This window comes from Actinosynnema sp. NPDC059797 (genome assembly GCF_042732085.1).
GTDB lineage: Bacteria > Actinomycetota > Actinomycetes > Mycobacteriales > Pseudonocardiaceae > Actinosynnema.
Map to the genome: position 1 here is coordinate 1 of NZ_JBHWIE010000416.1, position 5,764 is coordinate 5,764.

General features: G+C 72.3%; 7 protein-coding genes. 3 read left to right on the forward strand and 4 right to left on the reverse strand.

The annotated features are described in order from the left end of the window. Both ACFV4N_RS38695 and ACFV4N_RS38700 read right to left on the reverse strand, forming a co-directional pair. A partial coding sequence (locus tag ACFV4N_RS38695; RefSeq protein ID WP_499677653.1) for an MFS transporter occupies positions 1-702 on the reverse strand: 702 nt, incomplete at its 3' end. A 190-nt stretch (positions 703-892) separates the two neighbouring features. Further along, positions 893-1,666, reverse strand: coding sequence for a glycerophosphodiester phosphodiesterase family protein (locus ACFV4N_RS38700; protein ID WP_499677654.1), 774 nt, complete (start codon positions 1,664-1,666; stop codon positions 893-895). Positions 1,667-1,735: 69 nt separating this feature from the next. On the opposite strand from ACFV4N_RS38700, the gene ACFV4N_RS38705 reads away from it, so the two are divergent. The 3 genes from ACFV4N_RS38705 (at position 1,736) to ACFV4N_RS38715 (ending at position 5,006) form a co-directional block, all read left to right on the forward strand. Further along, a complete protein-coding gene (locus tag ACFV4N_RS38705; protein ID WP_344037065.1) occupies positions 1,736-2,092 on the forward strand; it encodes a hypothetical protein in 357 nt (118 codons plus the stop codon). Positions 2,093-2,295: 203 nt separating this feature from the next. Next, positions 2,296-4,323, forward strand: coding sequence for a putative bifunctional diguanylate cyclase/phosphodiesterase (locus ACFV4N_RS38710; RefSeq protein WP_499677655.1), 2,028 nt, complete (start codon positions 2,296-2,298; stop codon positions 4,321-4,323). A 35-nt stretch (positions 4,324-4,358) separates the two neighbouring features. Further along, on the forward strand, positions 4,359-5,006 hold the full coding sequence (locus ACFV4N_RS38715; RefSeq protein WP_499677656.1) for a VOC family protein: 648 nt from the start codon (positions 4,359-4,361) through the stop codon (positions 5,004-5,006). 88 nt (positions 5,007-5,094) lie between these two features. Here ACFV4N_RS38715 and ACFV4N_RS38720 read toward each other — a convergent pair whose 3' ends face one another. Both ACFV4N_RS38720 and ACFV4N_RS38725 read right to left on the reverse strand, forming a co-directional pair. After that, entirely contained in the window at positions 5,095-5,559 is a 465-nt protein-coding gene (locus tag ACFV4N_RS38720; RefSeq protein ID WP_499677657.1) for a PPOX class F420-dependent oxidoreductase, read from the reverse strand. A gap of 9 nt (positions 5,560-5,568) precedes the next feature. Further along, a partial coding sequence (locus tag ACFV4N_RS38725; RefSeq protein WP_499677658.1) for a GrpB family protein occupies positions 5,569-5,764 on the reverse strand: 196 nt, incomplete at its 5' end.

Below are 5,764 nucleotides of genomic sequence, written 5' to 3' on the forward strand. Positions count from 1 at the left end.
GGCCAGGGGGATGAGGGTGAACCCGGCCCACCACAGGCCCGACAGCACGAACGCGACGCGCACCGCCGCGGACTCGGACAGGCCGATCGCGTCGTGGCCGATGAACAGGGCCAGGTGCACCGCCAGGGCGATGCCGCCGCCCAGGTAGCCGAACGCCCAGCCCCGGGCGGAGACCGCGTCGCGCTCGTCGGGGTCGGCGATCTCGGGCAGGAAGGCGTAGTACACCACCACCGAGGCGCCGTAGCAGATGTTGCCCAGGATGAACAGCGCCACGCCGAGGTGCCAGTTGTCGCCGGAGACCAGGGCCAGCGCGACGGTCGCGGTCGACCCGGCGAAGGCCAGCGCGCCCAGCATCCGGCGCTTGTTCTGGGTCCGGTCGGCGATCGCGCCCATGATCGGCAGCACCAGCACCTGCACCACGGTGGACACCGACAGCAGGTAGCCCCACAGCGACCCGGCCGGGAAGTACAGGCCGAACAGGCTGATGTCGCAGGCGCGCAACGCCGACTCGGCGCACGCGGCGGCCCCGTTGCGGGCGGTGTCGGCCATGGCCGCCTCTTTGGCCACCGCGGTGAGGTAACCGGAGAGGAACACCAGGGCCACGGAGGTGGGGAACACCGAGTTCGCCCAGTCGTACCAGGTCCAGCCGCGTTGTTCACGCTTGCGGTCCACCGCGGGGGTGGTGCTGTCGGCCACGCTCATGGGGGCGGACTGTAGCCGGTGGTTCCCCCGTTGGTGGTGATCACCACCAACCTGTTGCCTTCCGGACTTCCGCCGTGCGCCCGCCGGACAACCCGGGCGGGTCACGACGCGGGGGAGAGGCGCCCGAACGGGGGACCGGGGCCTACGGGCCCCGTGCCCCGCGGGGGAGCCGGGCCCCCGGCCCGCGAGGTCAGCCGGTCCAGGCGCCCCGCGACACCAGCACGTCCCGCAACCGGTCCGGCCGGTCCGTCACCAACCCGTCCACCCCCAGGTCCAGCAGCTCCCGCATCACCGGCTCCTCGTCGATGGTCCACACGTGCACCTCCAGCCCCCGCCGGTGCGCCGCCCGCACGAACCGCCCGTCGACCACCCGCAACCGGCCCTGCACCGCCGGCACCTGCGCGACCATGCCCCGCACCGGCAGGCCCGCCACCCGCAACCGACCCGACGCCCACAACGCCCCCACGTTGCGCGGCCCCATCGACGTCAACAACCCCGGCCCGCCCAACCGCCGCAACCGCGCCAACCGCCGATCGGAGAACGACGCCAGGCACACCCGGCCCAACGCCCCCGCCCGCCGCAACACCCCCAGCACCGGCTCCACCGCCGCGTCGGACTTCACGTCGATGTTGAACAGCGCCTCCGGCAGCTCCTCCAACACGTCCTCCAGCCGCGAGACCGGCTCACGGCCACCCACCCGCGCCCCCGACACCACCGACCACGGCAGCGCCGCCACCGCACCCACCCGATCGGTCGTGCGGTCCAGCACCGAGTCGTGGTGCACCACCACCACACCGTCCGACGTGGCGTGCACATCGGTCTCCAGGTACCGGAACCCCTCCCGGAAGGCCCTGGTGAACGCCGACAGCGAGTTCTCCATCCCGGCCAGCTCGTCCAGGTGCCAACCCCGGTGGGCGTAGGCGCGCGGGTGCGGTCCGGTCAGGTACGGGTGGATCGAGGTCACAACGGCAGAGTCTGCCCTGGCGGCGTGGCGTTGCGGTGACCGGTGGGTAGCGGGATACCGTCGCCCGCCATGGAGCTGGTGACCGAGGCAGTCGCGGGACGCCGGGAAGAAGCCAGGCACTGCGCCTGGTGCGGGCGACGCCTGCCCGACAGCAGCCGGATCGGCCGTCCCCGCCGCTACTGCGCCCAACCCTGCCGCCAACGCGCCTACGAACGCCGCGCCGCCGTCCAACGCGGCGGCCTGCCCGAGGACGCCGTCGTGCTCTCCGCCGGCGAACTCGCCGACCTGCAGGACCGGCTGTTCCAACTGCGCTGCGCCGCCGAGGACGTCGCCACCGCCGCCGCCGACGGCGCCGCCCGCGCCGAACTGCGCCGACTCGCCGACGAACTCGTCCACACCGCCCGAGGCCTGGAGCGCCTGCGCTGACCACCCCGCCACCCGCGCCGCCGACACCCAGGCCGCAACCACCAGACCCCGGACCACCCACCTCCGGACCACCCGACCCGGGCGCACCCGCCCCGGCAACACCCGACCCGAGATCACCCGGCCGCCCCGCACCGCCCGACACCGGCTTGCCCGCGCCAGGTGATCTCCACCATCATGACGCCCGGGGTGGCGAGGAGGAACGCGTGGACGGCGACGGCGCGTTGCACCGCGAGGTGCTCGACCGGGCCGACGTGGGGTTCGGCGTGACCGACCCCCACGGGGCTCTGACCTGGGTCAACCCCGCACTGGCCGAATTCCTCGGCATACCCGCCGACCAGGCACCCGGCAGCTCCCTGCCCACCCTGCTGCCCGGCACCCCCGAAGGCCCCCGCGCCGGCATCGCCCTGCTCACCCCCAGCGCCTACTGGCAAGGCCACCGCTGGCTCGAAGTCGCCTGCCACCCCCTCGGCGACGGCCGACTCCTCTACCGCGTCGCCGACGTCACCGCCTGGCGCGACCGCGAACTCGAAGCCACCCACGAAGCCGACGCCCTCCGCCGCGCCCAGGTCCTCGGCCGCATGGGCACCTGGGAATGGCGCGTCCCCGAAGACCGCGTCATCTGGTCCGACACCCTCCTCGCCCTCTTCGGCTTCCCACCCGGCACCACCCTCGACTTCGACACCTACACCGCCCTGGTCCACCCCCAGGACCGAACCATGATCCAGAACACCCTCGCCGAAGCCATGCGCACCGGCGCCGGCTTCACCTACACCCACCGCATGACCCTCGCCGACCACACCACCGAACGCTGGTTCGAGTGCTTCGGCGAAGTCGAAACCGACACCGACGGCACACCCCTGCGCGTCCTGGGCACCGCCCACGACATCACCCGCGCCCGCCGCGTCCACGACGAACTCCTCGCCCTCGCCGAACAAGACCCCCTCACCGGCCTCGCCAACCGCCGCGCCGTCACCCGCGAACTCGAACGCCGACTCGCCACCGGCGGCTCCGGCGCCATGCTCCTGCTCGACCTCGACAACTTCAAAGACGTCAACGACCTGCGCGGACACGCCGTCGGCGACCGCCTCATGAAAACCCTCGCCACCGCCCTGCGCTCCCGCCTCGACCCCACCCAGCTCATCGGCCGCCTCGGCGGCGACGAATTCGCCGTCGTCCTACCCGACCACGACCTCACCCGGGCCGCCCACACCGCCGACACCCTCCGCGACGCCGTCGCCGCCCTGCCCCTCGTCGGCGCCGCCTCCCGCATCACCGTCTCCACCGGCGTCGCCCAATACGGCCCCGGCGACACCTGGGAACTCGTCCTCGCCAACGCCGACCTCGCCCTCTACGCCTCCAAAGCCGCCGGCCGCAACCGCGTCACCGTCTACGAACCCGGCCACTACGCCGACACCGCCAAACGCGTCTCCGTCCTCGACCGCCTCCGCACCGCCCTCGACCGCGGCGGCCTCGAACTCCACGCCATGCCCATGGTCCACCTCGCCACCGGACGCACCCTCGGCCACGAACTCCTCCTCCGCCTCGACGACGGCCAACAACCCCCACTCGGCCCCGCCGAATTCCTCCCCGAAGCCGAACGCAGCGACCTCGTCCTCGACATCGACCGCTGGGTCCTCTCCACCGCCATCGACGCCCTCGTCACCCACCCCGACCCCGAACTCCGCTTCAACGTCAACGTCTCCGGCCGCACCCTCGAAGACGAGGACTTCGCCGGCTTCGTCCTCGACCGCCTCGCCGGCGCCGGCGTCGCACCCGGCCGACTCGGCCTCGAAATCACCGAAACCGCCGCCGTCACCAACCTCGACGCCGCCCGCGCCCTCGCCCTGCAACTCCGCGCCTTCGGCTGCCGCATCACCCTCGACGACTTCGGCTCCGGCTTCGGCTCCTTCGTCCACCTCAAACACCTCCCCATCACCGGCATCAAGATCGACGGCGAATTCGTCCGCAACATCGACGAACGCTCCACCGACGCCGTCCTCGTCTCCGGCATCATCGAAATCGCCCGCGGCCTCGGCCTCTCCGCCGTGGCCGAATGGGTCGAACGCCCCGCCCAGGTCGACGTCCTCACCCGCCTCGGCGTCCGCGTCGGCCAAGGCTTCCACCTCGGCCGCCCCACACCCCTCACCACCGTCCTCGCGGCCCAACCGAAGCCGCCGAACGGAGCATTGTCCACCCACCTGGCCGCTGCGGAGGATGGGGCACACCCCTGACCCACCCCACCTCCCGAGGGGAAACACCACCCGCCGTGCCCGGAACACACCACCCCTCGCGAGGCCTGCGCCGCATCGAACTCGCCACCCCCGACCCCCAACCCGTCGCCGAGTTCTACGCCGCCCTCCTCGGCTGGATCCTCATCGCCGAACCCGACGGCGCCTTCACCGGCTGGATCGGCGACCGCCTCGCCACCCGCATCCACCCCGGCGACACCGGCACCCGCATCATCTTCGCCGGCACCACCCCCCGCGACCTCCACCACGGCGCCGCCATCGACCAAGGCCGAGTCCTCCACGGCCCCTGGGCACCCCCACCCCGCCCCGGCGAACCCTGCTGGGTCGAACACCACGGCCCCACCGACGACCACCACTGGACCACCGAACTCGGCTGGACCACCCGCCACCCCGACGCCGACTTCACCCTCTACGACACCACCGGCGACACCCCGCGCCCCGTCGCAGGACGCCTCACCACCGCCCAAGGCGGCTGGACCCGCTACTACGCCGTCCCCGACGCCACCCGAACCACCCACGACGCCGAACAACTCGGCGGCACCACCCTCATCGCCCCCACCCCGGTCCCCACAGGCACCGTCGCCGCCCTCACCGACCCCGACGGCAACACCTTCGCCATCCTCGAAAACCCCACCGGCTGGGGCGGCACCTGGGCCACCACCTGACAACCCAGGGAGACAGAACACAGGGGAGAGGCAAGCGGGTAAGAGGGCGACACCAAAGCGGGCGGCCCACCGGACCGCCCGCACCCCATCACCCCGCCACAACCCCCGGCGGAAAACCACCCGTCGCCACCGGACCCCACCGATCCACCGACACCCGGATCAACACCTTCCCCTGCCGCACCATCGCCGCCCGGTACTCCTCCCAATCCGGGTGCTCACCCGCGATGCACCGGAAGTACTCCACCAACGGCTCCAACGCCCCCGGCAGATCCAACACCTCCGCCCGCCCGTCCACCTGCACCCACGGCCCATCCCACTCATCCGACAACACGCACAACGACACCCGCTCGTCACGACGCGCATTGCGCACCTTCGCCCGCCCCGGATAGGTCGACACCACCACCCGACCCTCCCCGTCCACCCCACACGTCACCGGCGACACCTGCACCCCGTCACCCACCCGCCGCGTCACCAACAACGCACGATGACGCGGCCGCACGAACTCCAACAAACCCTCACGAGACACGATCTCGGCAGTGGCGATCCTCGGCATACCCCCACCCTAAGAGCACACCCCACCACCCGCCCGACCCAGGATCTCCGCCACCACCCCCGACTTCGCCTCCGCATACCCCTCCAAGCACTCCCACTCCCGCCCCGCCAACTCCCGCTTCACCCCCTCGTACAACGCCCGATCCGCCGCACTCACCCGCAACCGATCACGGAACGCCACCATCCGCCCCACCACCGGATCACCC